The organism is Pseudaeromonas pectinilytica, assembly GCF_054780855.1.
The window spans coordinates 1-23,217 of sequence record NZ_BAAGVN010000035.1 but is presented as its reverse complement, the minus strand read 5'-3'; the positions used below and the strand labels follow the sequence as shown (position 1 = coordinate 23,217).

Below are 23,217 nucleotides of genomic sequence, written 5' to 3'. Positions count from 1 at the left end.
TACACCTCCAAGTCATCCCATCACCACCACGGTGACCGGATAGCGCCTGTCACGGCGCTGCGCGCCATGCCCGGCGCACATAAGAAAGCCCCGACCTAATGGCCGGGGCTTTTTGTTTATCTGTGTGGCGTTGACCAAGCCATGGCTGCTGCCTGCTGTGGGCTAGGGCCGGTTGATCGCTGATCGCGGATCCGCCCAATGATTCCCGTGGCCGTGCTGTAAGCATCGGAAAGATCATCACCAAAGTTACGGCCGCCCGGCTGTTGATAGCCTTGTGGTTGCGGCGCACCTCCGCCGGTAAACGCCTTTGGTTGAGGAATAGCAGACTGATAGCCATCAGGAACGCTAGGCTGCCAATCGCCTGATAGCTTTACACCAGGTCTGCTTGGCGCATTAGTTGGCTGGGTGGATTGGCTGTTGTCTGGCTCACTACTGCCTTGCTGTTGTTGTGGCTGCTCGTGTGCCGCCGCCTCATCACCTATTGCCAGCCAGTATGCGGTATAACCACCGCCGCCAAACTCATTCATCAACGCCTGCGTTCCAGGATCACTAGCCATCACAGATCCGATATAGTCGATATCAGCTAGTGCAGCTTGCCGCTGTTCTTCTGTTGCAAACTTGTCGCTTTCGAGGATTTCGCTCTTCCGCTTTGATAGCGCATCAAACGTCCCGGCAAGGCTCTTGAAGTGGTTCTCTCGTGCATGAACGCTTTCGCTGTTAGATGCCTCTCTGGTTGCTTCAGCAAGGCGGCGCTCAAACATGGCCATATCGTGATCGCGGTTCCTTTGATTCTCAGTCGCCTGCGCCTCTCGTGATAGCCGGTTTTCCTCCTTGCTGGCTTCTATCTGGGTCTGCAGGTGCTTATCCTGAGCGCGAAGCTGGGTGTCCATTTCGCTCCGGCTGGCCAGGATCTGCGTCTGCATCTCACCGCGGCGCCGATCTTCTTCCTTCTGTCTGGTCTGCTCATTAAATCCAGCTTGGGCATTTTGCAGGGTCCCTGCTCCCAGGCCTTTTGCCAGCGCTGCTAATAGGCTCATGCTGCCACCTCCTGAGAATCTTCTTGTGGGTTATCAGCAGGCTCTGACTCATCCAGTTTCTGCGCCAGCTGAGACAGAATGGCCCCAGCATCGGCCAGAACCTGATCGTCGATAACATCGTCGCTGGCATCCATTTCTTTGAGCTTATCCATCGCCCGAAACAACGCATCCACCTTGCTATCTGGATCCGTAATGTTCCCAGTGGAAAGCAGATCCTTGCAGCCGACGTAAACCGCCTTCACAATCTGATTGGCTGGCACTTGGCGGCCCTGCTCTTTTGCCTGCTTCAGGATAGTGAACACGCCACCCGCCACCGATTCAGCGACCCCTTGAATTTTGTCACCGCCAGCCTGTAATCGACCAGCAACCGCCTGCCCACCATCACCGAGCAAGGCCGCTCCCAGCATGTCCATCAAGCCTTTGTGCATGGCATCTTGCTCGCCGCCCTGCTGTGGCTGTTGTTCAGCTGGCGCGTTTTGTTGTTGCATGTTCTGGATCAGTCCCATGTCGAAAGCTCCTTAGTAACGAGAACCAGCGGTGACACCCCACCGGGTTGGCTGATAGGTGGATGGTTGGGTTTGTGATGTGCTTGGCTGGGTGACAGAAGGTGTTGTGGTGGTAGATGATGAACCTTGGCTTCCCTGGTTATGGTCATTGCCCTCACCGCGGCTCTTGCTTGTGCCAGGCACCTTGTTACCGACTGATACATTCAGGTCGTTGATTAACTGGCCGGTGCCTGACGCGGGGGTTGTCAAGCTACCAGCCAGCAGGTTGCCAACAGGGCCAACTCCAGGGAGGAATGAAGACAGGCCGCCAAGCACGGCAGACAGTGACTTATCAATAAAGCCGCCATTACCCAATGTTCGGCCTTCATTACCAACCAAGCGCGACGAATCCAGCTCGCCCTTCGCAATCGCCGAACCCATACCTGAGAAGTAACTGTCCTTGGTCGGGATCGCATTACCGGCCGCAGAAACAGCCATACCCGGCAGGCCTCCCATCATCTTCCCGATAATCCCAATTCCAGCCTGATTGTTATAAGCCCCTGCCAGATCGCTGATGTTTTGCTTATCCGCAGCGGTGGCTGTGCCGTTTTTAACCTTGGCTTCCAGATTTCGGTACGTTCCGTTGAAGTTGTCGGTGTTGATGGTCTTGTTGAAATTCACATCTGGGTTGTCTGTGATACCGGTAAGCTCGCCAAATTCACCAGCCAAGCTAGTGCCAGTGTTCATCCCATACATTGACGCACCGCCCAGCGAACTGATGTTGAGCGGTGCCTGTTTATAGGTAGTTAGCGTCTTATTGACCGATGGGATGCTGGCCAGTTTAGCGGGAGTGCTGACTCCAGCTTTCCGGTCATTGTCGTTTTTATTCGCCGCGGCATTCATTTTCGCCGCTTCGCGGGCAGTTTTATCTCGTTCAGCTTGTGTCGCTGATTTGCCAGTGCTCCCAACGCCTGCCAGCTGTGTCCCCATAGATCCGATGGGGCCGATCGACGTAGACTTGGCCTTAGCATCCGCCTTTGCTTTTGCATCCGCCTTAGCCTTGGCATCAGCATTCGCTTTGGCGTCAGCCTTGGCCTTTGACTCGGCCCGCGCCTTAGCTTCTGCCTTGGCATTCCGATCGTTTCTGTCGTTTCTATCGTTGCGATTGGCTTTGGCCCCTTCGCTTCTGGCTCGGTCACCGCCGAACGATCCTGTAAATGCCATATCACACCGCCTGTTGTTTTTTCATGTTGGCCAGGAGACCGTTGCCAGTCAGTGGGCCATTGGTTGCCAGGGTCTCGGTCACTCCATACCTGGTTGCTTCACCACCAATCGCGCCGCCGTATAGGTCACGGCGAGCCCACTCCCGCTCTTGCATTTCCTTCTGATTTTTAATGGTTTCACGGTTCTCGAGATACGAGCCTCCAGCCATCAAAGCACCGCCTAAAAGATTGGCTGCCCCAGGGTTATTAGTTGTCCAATTGGCAGCAGATCCAAGCGCATCGCCTGCACCACTAAAAATTCCCGTTACGGTATCAACGGCAGTATCAAACCAGTCACCCATGACTATCTCCTGTTATCTAATTGTTTGATTGGCGCGGCGATATTTTTTGGCGGTACCGTGCCAGTTGCCGGTTTGGTGCCAGTGGCTCTCGCCGCCAACTCTGCGGGTGTGGGTGCCTTCGGTGGCGCCTTTGTTGTGGCTACTACGTTCGGCCTAATCGGCGCCGCTATGTAGGGTCCCGTTTTATTTGCTGCCTCATCCTTCTTTGGCGCTTCTTTAATTCCAACCGTTGGTAATACCTTGGTCGGGAACTGAGTCCAGTCCGGACGGATAGTGTTGATGTTCGAGTAAATTTGCCCGTACATCTGCAGCGTGGCATTCAGCTCTTTTTCCATGCCGGCCTTCATTGCTGGCTTGTCGGTTGTCTTGATGGTTTGATCGGCCTCAAGTGCCGCGATCCGCTCGTTGTAGCTGGTAACCTGGCTATCAATGGCTGACAGATACATGCCATGGGTGTTCGCGGCCACTTGCTGTGCCATGTAGGCCAGATCCTTGCTCGCGGTCTTTTCAAGAAGGGTGAGTTGCTGAGTCCGGTCCTTCTGTGCTTCTGCTGAGTTGTAGGTGTTCTGCTGCTCGTTGAGCGCCTTCTGGCTAGACAGCTGCTTGTCGAGCTCCTGCATTCGCTGCTGCCCTTGCTTATCCAAGATCCCCTGTTGAAACTTGTTCTGCAGCCCATCCCGCTCGGCCTGTAGATAAGCCTGCTGATTGTTCAGGGTTTGCTGATTCGACAACTGCTTGTCTAGCTCTTTCAGCTGCAGCTGCCCCTGCTTGTCCAAGGTGCCAAGCTGCTGCTTGTAAAGAAGCTGATCGCGCTGTTGTTGCATCTGCGCCTGCTGGGTATTCAGCTGCTTTTGCTGGCCGAANTGCTGGGTATTCAGCTGCTTTTGCTGGCCGAACTGCTGATTGTTCAGGGTTTGCTGATTCGACAACTGCTTGTCTAGCTCTTTCAGCTGCAGCTGCCCCTGCTTGTCCAAGGTGCCGATCTGTTGCTTGTAAAGCAGGTCATCTCTTTGCTTTTGCAGTGAGGCATTCAGGTTGGCCATGGTCTTGTCTTGGCCAAACTGATTCGACTGCATGTTCAACTGCTGCTGTCGATCCAGGGAGTTTTGATTTCCCTGCCAGCCCTGCTGCTTATCCAACATGGTGATCTGCTGTTGTTGGTCAGACCCCTGCATCACACGTTGATGCGTCTGCTGGGCATTTTGCTGGGCAATCGGCAATGCCGCATCGACCACAGCCCGCTGGGCGGCATCAATTCCTATCGTGCTATTTGACAGCCCCCGCTGGGAGGCGATGCCCTGCCCCTTACTCTGGGCCATTCGCATCAACAAACCGCCCTTATTTAAGGTGGCTCCCAATTGATCATTCACATTCGAACCATCGAACTTCGAGGGAGTGGAGATCCCCATACCCGCTAAGCCAGCCATTTGTACCCCCTATAAAAACGAAAACCCGCTCAGGGCGGGCATCAGTTGCACATGTGTGACTATTCGGTGATCGGGGGATTCACCCCGATCGGCAGTTGCGCCTTGATCTCGGAAACCTTATCGCGCCATACCTGCTCAGACTCCGGCGTCTTGTCGTACTGCCACTCCAGATAGAGAGGATCCGATTCGGTCTCGTAGCGCCGCTTGCGCCTGGCCAACTGACCCTCCGTTGCATCCCAGTCGCGCTGGGCTGTCACGGATGCAATCGCCTCCTCGCTCATTCCCAACTCAGCCATAAAGGTCTGGTCGTAGTTATCATAGGTTTTACCGTCATAAAGATAGCTCATTGGGTCTCCTCGTTGATTAATGGGTTGACTAAACATCTCGCAGCGCCAACAGAACGCAGGGATCAGATCGCAAAGGCGGGGCGAAACCCAACGCTCACGAACACGCTCAAGCGTGAATTGTTCATATTCACAGCGGCGAGGCCAGAGCCGGCTCCGAAGTTCCACAGGCCGCCATGCAGTTTGTTGATGAGTGCGTGAGTAATGAAAAGCCCCTCGAGTGAGGGGCTTTGTTTGTCATCGATTTATAACCATACGGTTTATCGACACCAGTTGGTCTACTGCTGCGCCATCCGTAAATGCGTACAAGCCCCCAACGTAACCAGACCATCTGGACGTAATTCCCGTATTAGGCAGTGTCAGCGTAAGCACCGCATTTCCACCTTGGAAGGCGTCATACACCTCGATGATCTGATTGTTCACTGAGCGATACAGCTCCATCCGACCTATTTTTGCATCAGTCGTCCAGCCACTAGCCAGCGAACCAAGCAGGGTATACGCAACCGCACCAGTATTATCTGTTTGCAAGGCAAGCAACATAAGGGTGTCTGTGCTGTTGCGATGCATAAGCAATGATGTTTGCTGGTTAGCATCTACAGCAGCTTGACTTGGCGTGTACCCCTGCCCAGACATGAAAATCACACCGGTGTTTTTAACGCAGGAGATATCAAACGAAATAGACACTCTCTCCCCAGCAAAACCACCAACTGCATTGGATAGTCTGTAAGCCCTTTGAGGAAGTACAACTTGCATACCAGTATCTTTTTTGAACGACCTGCTTATCCCGCCTGTTTCTTTCAGGGCATTGCAGCTAGTCAATTTATTGCCAGTATCAACAATCTTAAAAGATCCGTAGAACAGCGTAGCGGAATCACCCGAGCGATAAGTAACCTTATTCAGGCCGTATTTTAGGCGGCTATGGATGAACTGTTCATCAGATCTCTGGTAGCCAGATGTGTTTTTAAAGCCAGGTGATATGAGTGCTTTTGACGTCACGGCTGACCCGAACAGCTCCTTAACCTCTACTTTCGGCGCAACAGTATAAACTTCTGCCGCGTCAATGAACTCATTCTCAATGCCCTGATAAACCAAATAAGCATTACGACAAGTATTCCAGACCCAAATCGTAACCATGTCTGTATCTATTGGTGCAGCAGACGAGTATAAAACGTTGCCTCCCTGGCTGTTGTTCGTGTACTTGAAGATAGTAGTGTAATTGCCGACGTAGGCTGCTTCACTGCTCCATGTTTGAATTTCTCTTTCACCGCTGCTGAACTTAACGGTGTCAATCAGCATCTGTGATGCAAGATACTGAGCTTTTAAAGAGTGCCCATTGTTGCCGAAGTGCAGACCATCTGGCTGTTCTTTTGTCCAGATATAGCCATCGTTGTTATTCTGGATCCACTGTTTAAGCACATCGCCAATATCGACAACCAGCACACCGTACTTGTCACCCAAAGCGCGCTTGGCCGCATCCAGCTCACGGCGCGCCTCCTTGTGGTCTCTGGTGTCACCGAATTGGCCATTCCTGAACTCTGCATCACAAGTAAGAATTACCGGGATCGTACCTTCCGACACCATCCTGAACATCAGCTTCACGGTTTTATCAATGTGGTTATCAATCTGTGAACCAGCAGAGGTAATGTCGTTAAGCCCGAAGCCGATGAAACAGATGTTTGGAATACCGTAATACGGGTTATTCACCATAGCGGCCGCGTAGTTGTTAAGCGCCCACCCGTTGTCCATGCGCTGACCGCTATACCCTGCATTGAATGTCTTGATGTTATTGTTCTTGAATATCTCCCTCAGATATTCTTGCAGCTTGGCAGGCCATGCGTTGGGGGCGGTCAAGTTGTGATCAGAGTTACCTACGGCTTTACCGCCACTCGTTGGGTTTGCTGTCCAGCCTGTTGTGTTGTCGCCGTCTGTGGTGGAATCTCCGTAACACCCGATAGTGACTGTCTGACCAGCCCACATCTTGGCGCATAGCAGTTCGATACCACCACGTTTGGTTAACTCGTCTCGCAATGAAACGTTAGACCTGTCGGTCCACGCATTCACACCAACCCCTCCTGAACTGGCCGGAGTGCTGTTAGCGGGCACAGTTTTAGGGAGCGCGCCGCCCCATGAATACGCAATGCCAGTAGCCCCAAAGAGCAGCACATCAGTCGCAGATGTGACAGTACCACCAGCCTCAAAACTGCCAGAAACCCGCGTATATCCAGCCCCGGCATAGCTACGACGCAGCGCCTCAAAAACCTTAGATTCATTATCAGAAATTCTAGGTTCTAGTTCATCTCGTAGATCATTTACAGAAAGCCCATCAATACCCAGTGTAGTACGCATAGCAGCCGCATCAACATCATCTATGAGTGTACGAGCAAAGGGAGTTATAGAAGTAGTAGTAAATACATCAGGAGCGGTCGCGTATATTAGTTTATCTGCTGCTGTAGTTACACCAGCCAAAGCCGTGAGCGTCGCGTCGGAAGCCTGAGCGCCGAGCGTTGCCCGAGCCGTGGCAGCGTCAGCATCGTCGAGCAGAGTACGGGCGAAGTCCGTCAGTGTAGCGACAGCCGCGGCATCCACTCCTGTAAAGTACGGCAGTTTATCTGCTGCTGTAGTTACACCAGCCAAAGCCGTGAGCGTCGCGTCGGAAGCCTGAGCGCCGAGCGTTGCCCGAGCCGTGGCAGCGTCAGCATCGTCGAGCAGAGTCTTGATGAACGTAGAAACGCCGAGATTACTCAGCGCAGTACCCGGAGCGGCCAGCCCCGCCAAGTTGCCGCTCTTGCTCAAAAATCCTTCAAGCAGCGCATTGATTTGCGCTAGCTGTGCTGCCTCATCGTTCGAAACCGCAGCTCCAACTCTAACTGGCACCTCGAACCCACCTCCGTCTCGATGGGGTGCAGGGAGCTTATCGAAAGCTCTTTGTAAGGAATCAAACTCCGCTTCGATGGCGAGGCCATCAGCAAGTTCGCCAGGATTGCACTCAGTCTGGCGGTTATAATATGGATTAGACACGCTTGTCCCTCCGCGCCAAGTAGCGCAATAGCAACCCTGTCAGGGAAAAGTTTGGCTCAATAGCTGAGCGCCCCGAGAAGGCCAGAGAAATTGAAGTGGATTGTCCAGTTAGCTGAATTGCAGATGACTCGTCAGCGTCTGAAAGCCAGTAAAAGTTGTTCCAGCTGGAGTAGTTCCATACCCCCGCATCGATTCCAGATAGTGAAATTTTTTGGCGTGACGCCGAGTAGTGACTGCCATGCCAGTACTCCAGCGAGTGCGCGACATTCATTGTCAATCGCCCACTGCTGTTTTGTTCTAGCTCTGCCGAACGCCAGCTTTTGAGCAGTTGAGGACTACCGCAATGGGTGTAGGCCAACCTCAATAACCAGTTGATCTCACTGCCATCGAAACTGAACGCGTTGTCGCTTTGTTCATACACCATGCCTTCTTGACCGGACAGGGTAAAAAACACGCGCTCAACCTGCTCGTCATAGCGCCAGCATTGGTCAACCGGTGATGGATAGAAAAATTCTGATGCTTCGATGCTGCCATCAGCATTGAGCTTCACAGCCAAATTTCGACCAGATGTGGAGTAGAGCCGGTATTGATTGGCGTCCGCAACCTGACTGGATGCATGCCATGAAAATCGATTGATGACCGACTGGATCTTTTCTTTTGTATCCAGCAGATTGAGAGCGAAGTCGCCAAACTCCTGCACCCGATCAAGACGGACTAGGCCGCGATCCGATAACCCAATAGGTACAAACGTTGGCTGCAAAGTGCCGACGTGAATGCCGACCGACTCTGATATAACTTTCTGCTGCCAATCAGTGGCGCCGCTGCCATACAAGGCTAACGTTCTGTTTTTGCAGGTCACCAACAGGATGCCGCCCGCACTGATTTTCAGACCTGTAATTTCATCACCAACTGCAAACGCCTCAGCACCCAACATTCCAGACCAGGTTAATGGGTTACCTGGGCCGCTGTGCTGATACTGCCCGCCAGGGTATGCCAAAAACAGGTGATCGGCATGAGCCTCCACCAGAATTGGAGTATCCAGTGCCACATCAGCCACCGCATGTAATGGCACCACCCTGCCATTTTCACGCAACTCAAAAGCCCGCTGCACGCCTGATGCAAGGTATGCCCGGCGCATGGATGGGTCGCCAAAGAAATTATGAACCCTCACATCATATCGACCGCCGGCTGCGATGGTGATGGGAGCAACCGAGGACACCTGACAGGTACAACCTGATGCCGTCAAAACATTACCTGCGGCCACCGATTTACCGGACTCTATAACAAGAACCCCGGAAGATCCATCGGCATTCATCTGAGCGACTGCGTGGATCGTGACGCCATCGCCAGTTCGAACCAGCACAATATCGCCATCATCGATCCCACTTGCCGCCGTTACGCTGGCAAGCAAACCGAGATCGGCAACAGGTTGCCAACCAGTCGAGCTGGCTTTGAATAGCGCCGCCTCAGTTACGCTTTTGTCTCGGATAGCAAACACGCTATCCCGTAGCGCCACCACACAACGAACAGGGCCAATACCAGGAACAGAGCCAATAAACGATCTCCGCCAGTCAGCCGCACGGCCTTGAGCAACCAGAGCATCGCCAATGGTTCTGGCATTACGACTGACGCTTGTCGCCAGTGTGTAAGTGATGCCAGCGATAGTGAATGTGCCACCGGCTACCAACGGAGGCGCAATATCTGCACCAACAATGGCGTCATTACCGCTGACATGCAGCAGCACACCGCTCCCACCAGACCAACTAACAGGAATAAAACCACTCCATGCTGGCAGTGGGTTTACACCATCCGTCCGCAGGACAAAATACCCCTTAGTTTGTGACGGGGATGGGTGACCATCGAAACGGTCGTACCCGATAGTTCTCCGGTACCCGCCATTGATACCGGGCTCAACGTTAATCGCTGATATGGCAAACCCAGGATTCCTGGCTAATGGCGTTGTCGCCAGATCCAGCCCGCCACCCAACTGGATGAGTTGGCACTTCATCGCAGGCAGGCTCACCATTCTTCACCGCCACCAAAAGAGAGCTTGGCAACATGTTTACTCACGAGCAGCCCATAGTAGAAGTTCCATTCTTGCTGAGCCCGCATCAACAATTCAGCAGCAGCCAAGGTGAGCCCTTCACTGGTCAGCGCGTACCATACGATAGCCGCATGGTATTCAGGCTCAATGAATGGCTCGTCGCCATCGTTAGACAATGTCTGCAGCGGTGACGGTTCGTCAGCGAGCAACCAATCCCAGTCGCTGCGCATCAGCTGGATTTTCTGCCATGCCTCTCGAATGGCATTAACGTAGCGCAGGTCTCGTCCGCTTGCGTTCGATACGGTTTGCGGCCCGCTCCCGATGTCCTGGCACTCTGCTCGCAGACGCTGGCACAGCTGCAGATAGTTCATGGCTTAGCCAACCAGGCTGATCGGGTAGGATTGCACCATGCGCGGCAAGAGGTTCCCGGCTTCATCCTGCTCGTAGCGGGTTTCCTGAGCCTGCAGGATCACCTCGTAAACCGGGCGCGGCACTTCGACAACCTTCTCGCGCTGGAGGATGTACGCCACGCCATTGACGGACGCATAAACATCATCATTGCCCTTGCTGTTGGGGTCGCGCGAGATTTTCACCTTCACGCGAGGGGTCTTGTTGATCTCGCGTTGCTCGGAAGTTGGCGCACCGGTCTTGGCGGGCTCACTCGCTGAATTGTCTTGGTTGCGAGAGATGCCAGCGGCCTGCTCCTGCTCCAGGATTGCGGAGACCAGTTTTTCCCGCGCAGTATTCGCGGCCTTGTCGATGCCGAAGTTTTCCGAAAGATAGGTACGCAGCTCGGAAGGCTCGGCAGTATCCAGATTGATCAAGTCCATGGGGTATCCCTTTATTGTGAGCAAAAAAAAGGCCCACCGAAGTGGGCCAAGCAGTGGCTGCTGTTACAGGGCGGTAACCGCTACTTCAATGCGCGACATCCACAACTCATTGAGTCGAACTGCCGCAAAGTAGGATTTCCAAGCGGCAGAGCCGCGTTGACCAAGCGGATCATTACCGCGAGGCTGGTTGGGGTTAAGGATCATCGGGGTGATGGAGCCTGGGCCGCCGTTGCCCTTGAGCGGGACGATCCCGAAGCAATTCTGGGACAGCACGATCATCGGATAGACGTCAGCGCTGGTACCACCGGTTGAAAGCATGGTCCCCTTGGCGCCACCGGCATCCGGAAGGGATGACAACACCGGAGACAGCACGAAGCGAAACTCTTCGACCGAGCCGATTTCTTCCGGGCACAGCGGCTGGCGAGTGCCGTAATCAGCGACAGCCTTGAACCCAGCCAGGCCGCGAATGTCGGACTCGGTGTCGGTGTGCGCCACGATGACAAATGCCGCTTCAACGCCCTTGGTGCCGACGTTCACCGACGGCGCCAGGATCTTGGTGATTTTCTTGGCGCGTTGAGCCTTGAGGGAGCGGCTAGCCAGACGCAGTTTTGCCAGGGATACCGGAGTGTTGACCTGGTTACGGGCGGTGCCGTTGGCATAGATGACGCTGGTGCCACCGGAGATCACACCCCAGGTCAGCGCTTCGAAGGTCTCGGCGGCCTGTTCACCCAGCAACATGGTGACATCCTGCAGCACGGGATCTTCGTGGGTGTCGGCGATGACATCGGTGATCTCAGTCCAGGCACCATACTGCGCCATAGTGACGCTGACATCCTGGTACGCCATCTTCTGGCTGGCCGGGGTGACACCTTCGGTCAGTGCGGTGGTCGCTTTGGCGAACGGTACCGGGCGGCGGAACTTAACGGTCTGGCCCTTGTTCTTCGGTTGCGGCTTGGCATCACCAAACTTCTGCAGCACCAGGATAGGCTCTGCGTGTTCCAGCATTTTTACTTCGGCAATAATGCCAACTCGCGGGGAGATATCCCCATATGCGGTCATAGCCATTGAAGGCCTCCTTATCGATAAATCGGATTAGCGGCCAGATAGGCGCTTGTCGGCTTCACTGGCTGCTCGCGAGAACAGGGAGTTAACGTCGGAGTTATCCGCCGTTGCTCGACCCTGTGAGCTGTTGAGCGCGGCCATGTCTGCCAGCTGGCGCTGACGCTGTGCCTGTTTGTTGGTTTGAGTGCTGAGCGCGGTGTTTTTGTAGAAGGACAGCAATTGGGCGGCATCAGAGGCGCTATCCGAACTGGCTAGGGCTTGAATGCCTTGGTGCTGCCCTGCCAACCAGGTGTCAAACTCGGGAGTTGTGACGATCTGATCGGCGTCAGGGTGCAGCTTTCGCAGCACGTCGGTCTCTGCGTCCAGAAACGCTTGTTGCTGCTCGAGCTGGATCTGCTCTACGGGGCGACGTAACGGCTCAACCGCTTGCTTAACTTGATTTCGCAGTGACAAGGCAATGGCCTGCATGCTGTCAGCCAAGCCGGGGAAATCCTCCCGCATGGCCTCGATATGCTGCTCCAGATCGTCCAGCTGGTCGGCGGCATCGCTATGATTGCCAGCCACGCCAGCGGCCTTAATGGACTCCAATTGCTCATTGAAGCTGCGCTCTTTGTCAGCAAGCTGCCGCTGAGTAGCGGCATAGCGGCCATTGGCAGAACGAGCGTCTTGCTCGGCCTTTGCCTTGGCTCGCTCCAGCGATTGCAGGTATTCCCGTTGCTCCGGGGTGGCAGAGGCGAACAAATCAGGCGCGGCTTGCTGTTGAGCAGTGGCGGCGACCTGCGGCTGTTCATCTTCCGGTTCCTCGGCGGTAGTCCCTAGTTCTTCGCTGGTGACTGTCTCACCACGCAAACGGGCATCAGCGGCTGACGAGGCTTGCGCGAACGCATCCAGATCGCGGCTCTCGGCGGCGGACTGGCTTTCCTCAGTGGCGGCTGCTTCGTTATCAAGGTGATCCATCGATTACTCCTTTCGGGCAATAAAAAACCCGGCGCAATGGCCGGGTTATTTGGTTGGTAACTGGTTAGGTCTGATCTGGGGTGAAGGCTTCAATCAATTCAGTGAGGAGCACTATCTTGGCGCGTACCTTAATCGTCTCCTCGTGCGTCAGGTCTTGCTCGAGATCCCGGCGTTGCTGGCTGATCTCTTGCTCCAGAAACGCCAGAGCTGCGAGCGTGTCACCACTGCGAGATAGACGAGCTTTCTTAGCCATGCAGTTCACCCATCAGTTGGCGGGTATCGACCCCAGAGGCTGCGAGCGATGCAGCCAAGGTGTAGGCGCGTCGTGCTCGCTCCGGCATGGCAATCGTCCGGCTGTAGTTGGCGAACGGGTTAAAGCAAACGCCGTACTGGGATCCGATGATGTGCTGGACCCAGCTTGATATTGGGGCTCGCTTCATGCGGCTTGATCCAGTGAGCACTTCAACCGCCAGCCTTCCAGCTCCCACAGCTTTGCGCGGGCCTTTTCGGCTGCATCACGCACGGCATAGCGGGCACCAAGTTCAGCGTTGAAATTAGCCGGGTCAGCGCAGCCACTCATGCCGATAGCCAGAGTGAATCCATTGGCGGCGGTACCAACCGCGATTGTGGTGGTGGTACCAGGAACGACATAGGTGTGGAACGAAACACCAGCCATCAACGCATCAATCTGATCAGCCGTCACGCGAGGCGCAGTCAGGCCCAATGACAAGATCTCCTTTTCATCGGCTTGGTCTTGTTTCGCTGCCCGGTCGATCTCTTTGGTTTCGCTCATTCGCCATGCTCCAGAAACGCAAAAACCCGCACTAGGCGGGTTCTCAGGGACTATTACTCATTGTTGGTTCATTTTTGTGCTAACCGCCTGAGAAGTCAACTATTCCAAACCGAAATTGCCGTTCGGCGGCAAGAGTTGCTTCATCTTGATCTCGGCCATGAATTTCTGACTATCGTGTGCCTGCTGCTTATCCAGCTTCTCCAGCTCAATCAACAGCCGATCCTGTGACATCTGCTTGTTCTGCGCCAGCTTCATCAGCTCGATGCGCTCCCGGCGCTGGCTGTCCTCATGCTGCAGCTGCAGCATCATCAGTTTCAGCTCGTTCGTCGCCTGCAGCTTTTGCATCTCCATGCTGGCGTTTATCTGGGCTGTCTGCGCGGCCTGCTGGGCCTTGTACTGCAACATGGTCTGCTCATGCTGCATCTTCTGCTGCGCTAACTGTCCTTCGAGTTGCAGCTTCATCATGATCGGGTCTTGTTGGCCGCCCTGGCTTTGTTTCTCAATGGCCGCCTCGTATTCTTCCCTGCTCCGCAGCACCTTCGCGTTGTCGATGTGCATGGATTGAAACAGGGTTTTCATTGCCTCGTAGGGCTCGAACATCGGTGCAAAGGTGGGGTTCTGCGTGTACTTGTCGAGAATGTTCGTCAACTGTGCAGTCTGGATCTCCTTGACCAGCAAGGCGCTGGTGCCTCGGGCCTGAACTTCGAAGTCACCCTTGATAGAATCATCTTCGTTGAACTGCATGTTCCAGGCATAGAAACGGCGGATCATCGGCTTGGTGATGTTGTCGTCGTACTCTTTGACCTGCTGGCGCCGGACGGCATTGGCGGCGTTCATCAACATGGACATGCCGCCGAGCGTCGGAGTCACCTGCCCTTGCTCACCCTGGCTAATCATGGGGACGCCTGATTCTCGGTCAAGCAGGCTCATCGCCAGCTGCATGATGTTGGACATCTCTTGCTGACGGCTCTCGAAGTGGAACACCCCGAAGGCTTTTTGCACCTCGGCGAACTGCATATTGCTGTCCATTTCCCACACCTTGAACGGTGTCACCTCCCAGCTACCATCGGCCGGTGTGATCAGTCGCTTGTTCACAACCACCTGCGGGCCCACTGCCTTCGATGCGTTGTCGAGCATCGCCCGCCAGGCGCTGTTGATGATCTTCTGTGGGTTCCGCATCAGGTACGGCATAGACAGGCCGAATATACAGCCCTCATCCGGCTCGCAAACATAGACCGAATAGGGCCACTCCTCGGTTTCCAGTGGGTTGAGCGTCACCTTGATCACCACATCACCGGCGAAGATGGCCACGCCATCAAACTGCTGCCCACTCAGATCGCCAACATCCACGCCCGCAAACGCCAGCACATCTGCCGGGATTGGGCCGTGATAGGTCCAGACCTCATAGCGAGCATCCTGGTCGGATGGATTCAGGCCGCACAGATAGCGGATCTGGTCGGTAAATTCATGGTGCCGGGTTCTGGTCGAGCTAGGTGATGCCATCAACAGCTTATCGATTTGATCGGTAATGAACCCATGATCCGCAAGATTCTTGAGGCGTTTCAGATCTTTCTTGGTCAGGTACTTGCGCTCGTATACAAACTCACACCGGCTAAACCGATCGGCGCTCATGTCCGGGACAAAATCCCACGGCAGCACACACCGAGCAGCCGGTTTAATGTCTTTGATGATCTCGGCCTGCCATGCGCCACCATTCCGGCTCCAGCTTTGCTTAACCGAAGATTCCACTATCGGCCCGTTGAGGATCCCGGTCCCCAATTTCGCCGCATAGTGCAACATCCGGCGCGACTCGGCGTTGTAGTCGCAGGCGATCAGCTGATCATCAATGGTCTTCTCCATCCCGGTGGCCGCGTCCTGTGCAATCTTCATCAGCTCAGTGGCAACCATTGCATCCTGCGTCGGTTGTTCGCCGTCCTCAGTCTGCATCCGCTGCTTGGCATAAATGGTCAGCTCTGGATCAGGGCTGGCTGCAATGCCGTAGTTCTTGTCATCCACTGGGAACAGCATGTCACCCATTTGTGATGCCCAGGCGTCTGTTTTTTCACGGGTGATATTCACAAACACCGCTGACTTTTTAGCGGTCGTCAGAGCCTTTAAAAAATCTGGCTCATACTCACCACGGTATTGCCGCAAGTCCTCCAGCCAACGCTGCTCAATGAGCGCTCGCTGCTGCAGCTGACTTTCCAGATCGCTAAATCGCTGCGTCCCAAACAAATCGAGAGGTGAGAGTTGCTCCACCGCCTCACTGGACAGTGTAATGACTGACGGATTCTGCATGGTTAGTACCCTGTGACTTGGTCGCGCACGGCGGCGCTGTGAGAGTTGCTGGATATAGTTTTCACCCGCTCCTTGTCTGGCATGGCGCCCAGGCACAGGTATTGAGTGGCATCAGATGGGTGTGAATAGGCGTTCTTGTCTGGCTCCACGCCAAACTTTGTCGAGCCAGAAACGTTGAGCTGCTTGTATTGGTACCCGGTCTCGAACGCTTTGATGATGACTTTGCAATGTGGGCTAATCAGAAGTGCCGGCTGGCCTCGGCCAACAAGACGCGATAGCCACCACCGAACACCTTCAAGGCGGGCTAGCAGATTGTTGGTGTGCGCAGGCTGGGCATTCATCCCTGCGGTATGCAGCACCTCAAAGCAGGTCTGCTCATCGGTCTGGGCGCGACCAACCCCTGCAGGGTCGCCATAAATGACGTAGTCGAACCCGGCGTACTTGCTCACCAGCAAAGCCCCAAGCTGCTCATCAGCAAACCGCTTGATGCCCATACCGGTGGCGATCACCTCGTCAATGATCCGCAGCTGACCGAAGGCAGTGATCTGCCCGATGATTGCGGCCGGGGTCAATCCGAAGTCTAGGCCGATGACCAGTGGCAGCCCCTTGATAGGGCCAAGCCTATCCTTGGCCACATGCATGTCACGGTTGAAATGGTCGATAAATACCGGCTTGCCGGTCTGCACCGTAGCGAATCGATTGCAGATCCGGGAGCGGATCCAGTTCAGCGTCTTGCCGCCAAGCTGGTCATACCATGCCGAGAAACCCTTGCTGTTGTTTTTGACGTTTTCAGCTTTTGGGTTGGCCACAAACCGGCGCCCCAGGTAATCAATGAAGTGCCCGGCTGAGACCTGCTGATCCAGTTCTGGCGATAACGGAGCCCCCGGAGAGACTTCAATCAGCGCCCCCGGCTGCTCATAAAACTCCCAGCCAAGAGGCTTCAAGCTGTTGCCGTCGTCATCCACGCCAAACTCAAACGTGTGCCACCAGTGGTCATCGTCGGGTGAGTTGGTGTCCATGATCATGCCGCACCAGGTAGGGCCGCCGTCCTTGCCCGATGGGTACCGCGCCTGCACTGCACGGGATGCTGCTTCGTTGACGATATTCAGGTCGAGGAACTGCGCTTCGTTGATCCACACCCCGGTCATCTCGAGGGAGAGCATCTTGCGGATATCCTTGGGTCGGTCCATCGACAGGAAAAAGAATTCGGCCTCGATGGTGGTAACCCCATCTGGATGCGGTACGCGCATCATCCCTGTAATGGGGGCATCAAACTTGATGGGACAAACCTCGTCCGGGATCCAGTCTTGGAAGGTCTTGATCACCGTGGCCTTCAACTCGCCATAGGTGTTCCGGATACACACCCACCGCGTCTTTCTCACCCCATCAGCGTTCGGGGCTTGATTGATGGACACATCGAGCATGAACATGACGCAGCCTACCGACTTCCCCGAGCCTACCGGGCCACGCACGGCGGCCACCATAGGGCGCTCGTTGTGGATCCGCTGGAACGTCGGTGACGGGATATAGTTAATCGTTCTGACTTCGGCCATCGCCAGACCCGAATCCCAAATTCCACAGCACAGAAACCCCACCACGGCCTTTCTTCAAGATCTCGTACTCGGCCCGCGCCTTCTGCGTCAGGGCTCGGTCCTTCTCCATCTGCACTTCGGTGTGCTTGGTCTTGGTGATGATGTAGGGGATTTCTGCGATGGTTTTTTCGATCTGAATGATGCGAGCCAACATGGTGTCGGCCGCTTTTGTGACATTACCGTGGGCTCGATACAGGTTGAGCCTGGTTTCAATGGCGTTCTCATCACCTTCGGTAGCGGTCAGGTCTTTGGCTATCTGGCCGAGCGCGACTACTCCATTGCGGAAACCACACCGGCAAGCGACCAGTTCATCTTCAAGATTCGCCTCCAAAGCATCCCGGATCGCTTCCTCTTCGAAGTATTTCCCATAGACGCCGTGCTGCTGAGGCCCACCGGCTGACTTCTCAGCCATACGCGCTCGCTTCCGGTAATCGCGGTTCGGGTCGATCGCATCAAGGGTCGTGGAAACAGAACGACGAGGCGCCCGTCTGGGCGCCTTCTTAGCTTGCTTGTCACTCATCAGCGCTGATTACTTTTTCCAAGCATCAGGCAGGACCATGCCGAGCAATCCGGCAACACCAACCCCGGCATTGACAACAATTTGCTGAGACTCTGGTGACCAGTGGACGCCGAGAACACCCACAGCAAACAAAACAATCCCGCGCCAGGTGCTGGGTTCTTTCAGTCGATTAATGATGAATTGCATGGTTTCTCCTTGCGTTGCGGTTGTAAAAAAGGCCCAGGCAGTTGCCTAGGCCTCAGACTTGGAGAATTGCGCCTGGGTTAATACCGGCAGGGCCCCTATCGGGAGCGGAACCCCAACAGGCCATCGGTAACCGGATACGCGGGTTCGCGGGAATGCTCGCACATTGACGGCATCGGATTGGTTGCCACCCAGTACCAGCAGATTTCCGACACTGTCTTGTCCAACAACAAAGCCGACATGACCACCACCGTCTCGGGTAAACACGACGACACAATCAGCGGTCGGCTCCTTGAGTTGCACACCCCAAGAGAGATATGACTTCGCACTCTCGAACCGACTGGATTTAACGCCAGCCCGCTCCAACATGGCCCCCACGAAGGCCGCGCAGTTGCCAGTCACGACAGGTGCGGAGTTTTCACCTTTGACAACTATTCGCCCGTGCGGAACCCGAACGCAATACATCTCGCCTTTGAATTCTCGCCGACTCACATGCTTGCGCCTGATGTGTCTTGAAGCCTTGGTCTCGCTGTAGCTTATTACGAACGACTCCTTCTGGCTTAGTCCGGCAGCAGCCCTTGTTTGTACGGCTACGTGCAAACCAGCAACCGTGGCTATCCAAAGCAGATCGTTAAGAACGATTCTGTCTGCCGTATATATGGATGGAGCCTCTTTTGCATCGCCGTCAAACACTGAGTAAAAGCGCATAAACAGAAGTGCCTGCCTGCGGCTCAGACTGGCAATAAATGAAGGTGAAAGAGACTTGTACTCGATGAAAACATCATCGAACCAAGCCGGGTAATTAAACCTGAATACCGTCAGCGGCTTCTTGGTCAACGGGCCATAGACTTTGGATTGGGTGTAAACATGGTCCGGACCGAGGCCTCCCAGTCTTTCCACCTTTCTTTCTTTCGATACCTCAAAATCAATTGACCACGGGTGGCCATCATTTTTACCGTTTGAGTATCTGTATTTCCCATCGGAGATAAAGGCGGCAATCAGTTCGAGTTGCGCATCAGTCCATGGTCCATCTTCTTTGCCAGTAAACACACGATCAATGTAAAGGCCGTCAGCCGAAATATCTTCGAGAGTGCCGAAATGAGGGACCATAGACTTCCCCCACCTCCCCCACCATCGATGTCCGGCATCACAGGTTAGGTTGATCGACCTGTGCGATATGTCGAACACATCTCCGGTGTAATTCTTTTGCACCCTCTCCGGATGAGTTAGGCTCAGTAGCCCACGCTCGTCAGCTTGATAGACCTGCTCATTACCAAGCTGGTCAAACCTGATGAATCCATTTTCTGTCAGGATCTGGGTGTCGCCAGTGAAGCACCACGGCGTTTCGTCATCCTTGATGCCGCCACGTTTGATGTCCTTCCACATCTGCAGGATCTCGGGGTCATGCTCCTGTCCCTTCACCTCGCGCAGCCCAATAAACTGGCGGGCCAGTTCAATCCAACGTGCCATTGCCTTTCCCTCCGCGCATGATGCCGGCCGCCCGGCGTTCATAGATGTCCAGGGCTTTGGAGCCCATAAGCCCAGCCATTCCAGCCATGAACCCACAAAGGGGAAGTGGCGCAGTGATGTACCAGCACAACAGCATGGTGAGCATTCCGGCAAAGCCAGACACAATCACCTGCAGAAGCGCATCAACCAGTTGGAATGGCTTTCCGGTTGCCTTGATAGTTCGTATGTAGGCCACAAACCCTCCCCATACGCTCAGTCCGCCGAATGCCAGGTAGGCCAGCAGCGAGTAACTCTGTGGATCCTTCTCAGGCATCCGTTCCCCCGCATAGATGAAAAAACCCGCACAATGGCGGGTCAGAAATAAAAAAGCCGGACTGTTGAGACAATCCGGCATCATTGGTTCTATTTTGTGCTAACGCCCTGAAAATGCAAGAGGCTTATAGGATCCCGCACCATTTTGCTATGGCGGTCATGGCCATGAAAAAGCCAAACGACTCGGGAAGGTGATTGGCCGAACCGAAGATCAGTGTCGCCGCCACAGCGACGATGACGCAGCCAATCCATTCCGCAATCTTCTCCGCCATGCCATCACCCCAAGCGTTCAATTTCTAGCGAGCATAACAGACCATCCGTGGTCTGCCAGTGCCGCTATTCTCCACCCAGGAAAGCCCCTTCGCTTCGCAGGTATTCCCGGTTCCTGGTCAGGTAAACTCCGCCTTGGGTTCTGTCCATGCTGTTCTCCCGGCTCTTGATGGACTGACGCAGCCGTTTCCCTGTCAGGCGCTCCCCCTTCTCGTGCGATTCATTGAACTGGCGGATCTGCTCCATCACATCACGCAATGCATCCGCGTCGCCGTCTCGCCGTGCATTGAAATAGGCCGCTTTCAACTGGCTTCTGGTGTCCTCAATGGTTTTCTCCTTGCCCTTGATGTATTCCCGAGCCGCATAGACCTTTGCCATCTCAGCATTCCCAAAACCCATGGCCTGCATCGCGACATTCCAGGCACCAACATCGTCGATGATGCTATCACCGGTGCGCGTTTGCTCCCCTTCTGTCGCCTGCCGGTATGCTTTGGCCAGATCCTTGACGGCCTTCGGTGACATAGCCTCAATGCCGCGCTGGATGTCGCCATCGGCAAATGACCGAGCGCCACGCACAGCCGACACGCCAATCCCCAGAACCGGACCGGCCACTTGCTGCAGGTAATGGAATGTCAGGTCATCGCCCTCAGCGCCCTCCTTCGGTGAACGCCACCACAAATCACCCAGCCCAGTACGTCCGGCAATACTCAGCCCGGTCAGTGAGTCCATTGGCCCCCGCGCAATCAGCTCACCCAACTCAGGGCCAAGCGCTTGGGTCAGGCCCAGCCGGAAAGACGCCTCGCCACCTCGATCGTCATCGTCATCAAACGCCGACGCGAGCACATACAGGATTGCCGACACCGGAGTTGGCAAGCCCATCATCCCGGCCATGATCCAGGTTGTGCCCATGATCCCGCCCAGCGTTTTGAGTGCCACTGTGTCACCCTTGGCCGCCTTAATGGCGTTGCTGTAGATGGTGTAGGTCATCATCTGGCTGTAGATCTTGAACTGGGTCAGTACCTTGGCCACATCGCCGCGCATGTAACGAGGCCGGTTGCTGGCCGCATAGTTCCCGTGACCGTCATAGACCATCTCGGTTACCTGGTCGGCATATTGCTCCTCGGTGAGATTGGGCTTTGCCTCCTTGAGCAGGCGATAGGCCGCCAACGCCGCCACTTCCCGGTTCAACACCTCGGCATTATGAAACAACGCCCCCGCCATGCGCATCGCCGTGCGAGAAATGGAGGATCCTGGCTTCACATCTTGCTGGTCGGTATCTGCCCGGGCGGCAACGCTATGCGCCTGTGTCAGATCCAGCACCCCGGCATGATACAGCGCATTGAGCATCGCCTTTTCATCAGCTGAGATACCTGCAGTGGCGCGGGTCAATGATTTCCACGCCTCCTTGGTTCCAAACTTGAACTTGCCGTGCTTGATGTAATCGCCCATGGCCTTCGCCATCGCGGAGGATGCCTTGCCAAACCCGAACTTACCGCCCAGTTGCGGCAGCATCACCGTCGCGTTTTGCGTCAGGTTGATAACCGCAGATGCCGGGCTGGCGCCCAGATAGAACAGGAACCCGATATTCCCCACCATCCCAGCCCACTTGCTGCCCTTAGGGTTCATGTTCAGTTCGTGGCGCTTGTTCATCTCGTTGAGCACCTGCTGCGCCACTTCCAGATCGCCGGAATCAATGTCTGACGCCTCACCTCGGACACCTGCCTGGATCTGCTCATTCATCTTGTTCAGCTCGGCCTGCATCTTGTGGCCATAGCGGATCTTGGAAACGTGGTGCGCATAGTGATAGACGCTATTCAGGTAGGCGCGGTGACCGTCACGACTGGCGCCCTTCACTCGGCGGCGATGGATGGCGTGTTTGGCAAAGCTGGCATCCGGCAACATCTGCAGCATGGCCTGCCAGACATCATCCTTGATGGCTGACGCGCTGGCACCAGACTCACCGGCCTGATCCAGCAGTTGCATCACCTTCAGGCCGAGCGCGTTGGAGTTTGCCTGTCCGCCGTTGCCCTCCTCTTTCACTGTCATCACCGCATTGTAACCGTCACGCTGATACTGCTTGATGGCCTGCTCTGCATCCTTGCGCCGCTCGAAGTGCTCCCGGATATGCTCATCACCCTTGGTGGCCTTCACCACATAATCACCAAAGCGAGCCAGCGGGAAGTAGGGGCCATGCTTCAAGGCTGACTCCATCTGCAGGCGTAACTCGGCGGCAAGAGTCTTGCCCTCGGCGCCCATCAGATCCTCAAGGCGTTGCTCGATAGCATCCCGCAGATCAGCCCACTGCTTGTCGTAGGTCTCGCGCATGGTTTGATACAGCGCCTTGCCTTCCCTGTTCAGGCCCAGGTTGTACCGCTCGGCCAAGTGCTTATGGTTAGCCGTGATCGTGTCCAGCTCGGATTGATATTTGGCCTTGGTTTCTGGCTTTATCGCCTTATCAAGTCGCTCCTTTGCCTCTTGATACAGCGAGTTATCAGCAAGTGATAAGTCTGGGTGCAGCTTGGCCATAGTGGCATCGTGCATTAGGTTGGACAGCGCCTTTTTCTGCTCCTTGCCAAGAGCATCCCACAGCGGATCTATGCGGGTTTCAGCATCGAGCAGGATTTCATTGCGATCAGCCTCCATCTTGGTTCGGAGCTTCTGATACATGCTGATAGCACCCCCGGTAATCTCCCGGTAGATCTGGTCTATCTGCAGATCGGTTAACGCGCCAAGACCTCTTGGTCGCATCTCTTTGAGCCAATTCAATGCCGTACTGGGGGCCGCCTTGGCCAGGCTCTCAGCTTGGCCTAAGATGGACTGATCTGCAGTTGCGCTACTCAGGCTAAATAGCGCCTGATTTTTCTGTGTCATTTCTCCTGGTTCCGCAAGTCGCCGAACACCATCGCCAACCAGCAAGTAAGACACTCCACATGTACAGGATCTTTAGCTACAACCAATTGAAATAGATAGAAAAAAGGCTTCGTTTGTGATCTGATTTAATCGCAAAAAAA

General features: G+C 54.9%; 22 protein-coding genes. All 22 read right to left on the bottom strand.

Going from position 1 to position 23,217, the window contains the following annotated elements; all coding sequences use genetic code 11:
• Positions 1 to 116: 116 nt before the first annotated feature.
• The gene (locus ACYVG7_RS03670) at positions 117 to 1,037 is read right to left on the bottom strand and encodes a hypothetical protein (protein WP_460881897.1); all 921 of its coding nucleotides are present in this window, start codon (positions 1,035 to 1,037) and stop codon (positions 117 to 119) included.
• The gene (locus ACYVG7_RS03665; protein ID WP_460881896.1) at positions 1,034 to 1,543 is read right to left on the bottom strand and encodes a hypothetical protein; all 510 of its coding nucleotides are present in this window, start codon (positions 1,541 to 1,543) and stop codon (positions 1,034 to 1,036) included. The genes ACYVG7_RS03670 and ACYVG7_RS03665 overlap by 4 nt, the downstream gene beginning before the upstream one ends.
• 12 nt (positions 1,544 to 1,555) lie before the next feature.
• Complete coding sequence (locus ACYVG7_RS03660) at positions 1,556 to 2,746, bottom strand: hypothetical protein (RefSeq protein WP_460881895.1); 1,191 nt, start codon at positions 2,744 to 2,746, stop codon at positions 1,556 to 1,558.
• A 1-nt stretch (position 2,747) separates the two neighbouring features.
• Positions 2,748 to 3,086: a hypothetical protein gene (locus ACYVG7_RS03655; RefSeq protein ID WP_460881894.1), complete on the bottom strand. Its 339-nt coding sequence runs from the start codon at positions 3,084 to 3,086 to the stop codon at positions 2,748 to 2,750.
• Between the two features lie 1,486 nt (positions 3,087 to 4,572).
• A complete protein-coding gene (locus ACYVG7_RS03650; protein WP_460881893.1) occupies positions 4,573 to 4,860 on the bottom strand; it encodes a hypothetical protein in 288 nt (95 codons plus the stop codon).
• Positions 4,861 to 5,094: 234 nt separating this feature from the next.
• Positions 5,095 to 7,875 (bottom strand): GDSL-type esterase/lipase family protein, encoded by a 2,781-nt coding sequence (locus ACYVG7_RS03645; RefSeq protein ID WP_460881892.1) that lies wholly within the window; start codon positions 7,873 to 7,875, stop codon positions 5,095 to 5,097.
• On the bottom strand, positions 7,868 to 9,901 hold the full coding sequence (locus ACYVG7_RS03640) for a hypothetical protein (RefSeq protein ID WP_460881891.1): 2,034 nt from the start codon (positions 9,899 to 9,901) through the stop codon (positions 7,868 to 7,870). The genes ACYVG7_RS03645 and ACYVG7_RS03640 overlap by 8 nt, the downstream gene beginning before the upstream one ends.
• Positions 9,895 to 10,290 (bottom strand): hypothetical protein, encoded by a 396-nt coding sequence (locus tag ACYVG7_RS03635; protein WP_460881890.1) that lies wholly within the window; start codon positions 10,288 to 10,290, stop codon positions 9,895 to 9,897. The genes ACYVG7_RS03640 and ACYVG7_RS03635 overlap by 7 nt, the downstream gene beginning before the upstream one ends.
• A 3-nt stretch (positions 10,291 to 10,293) precedes the next feature.
• Positions 10,294 to 10,749, bottom strand: a complete 456-nt coding sequence (locus tag ACYVG7_RS03630; protein ID WP_460881889.1) for a hypothetical protein — start codon at positions 10,747 to 10,749, stop codon at positions 10,294 to 10,296.
• A gap of 63 nt (positions 10,750 to 10,812) precedes the next feature.
• Complete coding sequence (locus tag ACYVG7_RS03625; protein WP_460881888.1) at positions 10,813 to 11,814, bottom strand: N4-gp56 family major capsid protein; 1,002 nt, start codon at positions 11,812 to 11,814, stop codon at positions 10,813 to 10,815.
• 27 nt (positions 11,815 to 11,841) lie between these two features.
• Positions 11,842 to 12,768, bottom strand: a complete 927-nt coding sequence (locus ACYVG7_RS03620) for a hypothetical protein (RefSeq protein WP_460881887.1) — start codon at positions 12,766 to 12,768, stop codon at positions 11,842 to 11,844.
• Positions 12,769 to 12,832: 64 nt separating this feature from the next.
• A complete protein-coding gene (locus ACYVG7_RS03615) occupies positions 12,833 to 13,021 on the bottom strand; it encodes a hypothetical protein (RefSeq protein WP_460881886.1) in 189 nt (62 codons plus the stop codon).
• Positions 13,014 to 13,208 (bottom strand): hypothetical protein, encoded by a 195-nt coding sequence (locus ACYVG7_RS03610; protein WP_460881885.1) that lies wholly within the window; start codon positions 13,206 to 13,208, stop codon positions 13,014 to 13,016. The genes ACYVG7_RS03615 and ACYVG7_RS03610 overlap by 8 nt, the downstream gene beginning before the upstream one ends.
• Positions 13,205 to 13,561 (bottom strand): Gp49 family protein, encoded by a 357-nt coding sequence (locus tag ACYVG7_RS03605; RefSeq protein ID WP_460881884.1) that lies wholly within the window; start codon positions 13,559 to 13,561, stop codon positions 13,205 to 13,207. Before ACYVG7_RS03605 ends, ACYVG7_RS03610 begins: the two co-directional genes overlap by 4 nt.
• 99 nt (positions 13,562 to 13,660) lie before the next feature.
• A complete protein-coding gene (locus ACYVG7_RS03600; protein ID WP_460881883.1) occupies positions 13,661 to 15,859 on the bottom strand; it encodes a portal protein in 2,199 nt (732 codons plus the stop codon).
• Between the two features lie 2 nt (positions 15,860 to 15,861).
• A complete protein-coding gene (locus ACYVG7_RS03595; protein ID WP_460881882.1) occupies positions 15,862 to 17,412 on the bottom strand; it encodes a TerL in 1,551 nt (516 codons plus the stop codon).
• Positions 17,390 to 17,863, bottom strand: coding sequence for a hypothetical protein (locus tag ACYVG7_RS03590; RefSeq protein ID WP_460881881.1), 474 nt, complete (start codon positions 17,861 to 17,863; stop codon positions 17,390 to 17,392). Before ACYVG7_RS03590 ends, ACYVG7_RS03595 begins: the two co-directional genes overlap by 23 nt.
• Before the next feature lie 117 nt (positions 17,864 to 17,980).
• Positions 17,981 to 18,157 carry a hypothetical protein gene (locus ACYVG7_RS03585; RefSeq protein WP_460881880.1) on the bottom strand — a complete coding sequence of 59 codons (177 nt, stop codon included), beginning with the start codon at positions 18,155 to 18,157 and terminating at the stop codon, positions 17,981 to 17,983.
• A 45-nt stretch (positions 18,158 to 18,202) separates the two neighbouring features.
• Positions 18,203 to 19,624, bottom strand: coding sequence for a TIGR02594 family protein (locus ACYVG7_RS03580; RefSeq protein WP_460881879.1), 1,422 nt, complete (start codon positions 19,622 to 19,624; stop codon positions 18,203 to 18,205).
• Positions 19,608 to 20,021, bottom strand: coding sequence for a phage holin family protein (locus ACYVG7_RS03575; RefSeq protein ID WP_460881878.1), 414 nt, complete (start codon positions 20,019 to 20,021; stop codon positions 19,608 to 19,610). The genes ACYVG7_RS03580 and ACYVG7_RS03575 overlap by 17 nt, the downstream gene beginning before the upstream one ends.
• A 40-nt stretch (positions 20,022 to 20,061) precedes the next feature.
• Positions 20,062 to 20,208, bottom strand: coding sequence for a hypothetical protein (locus tag ACYVG7_RS03570; protein WP_460881877.1), 147 nt, complete (start codon positions 20,206 to 20,208; stop codon positions 20,062 to 20,064).
• Positions 20,209 to 20,272: 64 nt separating this feature from the next.
• Positions 20,273 to 23,077, bottom strand: a complete 2,805-nt coding sequence (locus ACYVG7_RS03565) for a PLxRFG domain-containing protein (protein WP_460881876.1) — start codon at positions 23,075 to 23,077, stop codon at positions 20,273 to 20,275.
• Between the last annotated feature and the right edge of the window lie 140 nt (positions 23,078 to 23,217).